The sequence below is a fragment of the Streptomyces sp. NRRL F-5650 genome (assembly GCF_000721365.1).
Classification (GTDB): Bacteria; Actinomycetota; Actinomycetes; order Streptomycetales; family Streptomycetaceae; genus Streptomyces; species Streptomyces ardesiacus.
The window spans coordinates 1-949 of record NZ_JOGV01000139.1; the positions used below are offsets into that span (position 1 = coordinate 1).

Annotated in this window: 1 protein-coding gene; it reads left to right on the forward strand. The window is 70.3% G+C overall.

Translation table 11 applies throughout. The features are described from left to right. The first annotated feature begins 1 nt into the window (after position 1). Complete coding sequence (locus tag IG88_RS0137780; RefSeq protein WP_063760678.1) at positions 2–949, forward strand: ABC transporter substrate-binding protein; 948 nt, start codon at positions 2–4, stop codon at positions 947–949.

Genomic DNA, 949 nt, shown 5'->3' on the forward strand with positions numbered 1-949 from the left:
GCTGCCGGCCACCGGCTGCGGTGCGTCCGACGAGAGCGGCGTCGACGCGAAGGCCACGGTCGCCGTGGCCGCGGGCTTCCCGGTCACGGTCGACAACTGCGGTGTCAGGACGACGTACGACAAGCCGCCGTCGCGGGTGGTCACCATCCACCAGCACCCGGCGGAACTCATGCTCGCCCTCGGCCTCAAGGACCGCATGGTCGGCACCGCCTTCCCCGACTCCGCGGTCCTGCCCGAACTGGAGAAGGACTACGAGTCGATCCCCGAACTGGCGGAGAGGGAGCCGTCGTTCGAGAAGATCCTGGACGCCGGGCCGGACCTGGTCTACGGCGGCTACGGCAGCGCCTTCGCCGAGAACGAGGGCCGCTCCCGCCAGGCGTTCGCCGGCGCCGGCATCGACACCCACCTCAACCGCGAGTACTGCGGCAGGAAGCGCGTGACGATGAAGGACACCTACGACGAGATCCGCACCGTCGGCAAGATCTTCGGCGTGCCCGACCGGGCGGACGCACTGGTCGCCGGCCTCAAGGCACGGGTCGGCGAGGCCACCACCGCCGTCAGGGGCGAGCCCCGGGTGCCCGTCTTCGTCTACGACAGCGGCGACAAGAGCGCCTTCACCGCGGGCGGCAAGGGCCTGGGCACCGAACTGATCCGGCTGGCCGGCGGCGAGAACGTCTTCGCCGACCTGGACGACGTCTTCGGCGACGTCTCCTGGGAGCAGGTCGTCGAGCGCAAACCCGAGGTCGTCGCCATCTACGACTACGCCGGCGCCGGAAGCGTCGAGGAGAAGAAGAAGTTCCTGCTCTCCCAGCCCGCGCTCGCCGACGTACCCGCCATCAGGAACAAGCGGTTCGTCGTGCTGCCGCTGACCGCCACGCTGGTCGGCATCCGCTCGGCCTACGCGGTCGACGACCTGGCCCGCGGACTGCACCCCGAGAGCTTCCGGTGA